The 345-nt window shown below is 45.2% G+C and carries 1 protein-coding gene; it reads left to right on the plus strand.

From position 1 onward, the window contains the following. Positions 1-14 precede the first annotated feature (14 nt). The coding region (locus tag AAEZ03_RS26360; RefSeq protein WP_350582709.1) for a hypothetical protein at positions 15-345 on the plus strand (331 nt) is incomplete at its 3' end.

Below are 345 nucleotides of genomic sequence, written 5' to 3' on the forward strand. Positions count from 1 at the left end.
TCTCTGAGATACGTTTGCGTATCAATACTGAGCTGACTGCCAAAGATATTCCTTCAGGGCATTATCAAGGGCGGGCAGTGATTGCCAATAGTCAACTGCGCATTGATCGTTTGGATGCTCAGGTTCCAGCTGGAAACCTAATATTACAAGGTATTTTAGACTGGAAAAATAGCTTCGATGCAAAGGTGCGCGCGACTGGTAGCAATTTTGACATTCGCCGCGCGATTCCTGACGACTATGCTGATTTTAAAGCCTACGCTCCGCAAAAACTCAACGGTCGATTGTCGCTACATTATCAACAAAAAAACAGTGCAGGTAACTTAGAGATTGACGCGGATCTACGTC

The organism is Pseudomonas sp. HY2-MNA-CIBAN-0224 (assembly GCF_040310285.1).
Lineage (GTDB): Bacteria > Pseudomonadota > Gammaproteobacteria > Pseudomonadales > Pseudomonadaceae > Aquipseudomonas > Aquipseudomonas helleri.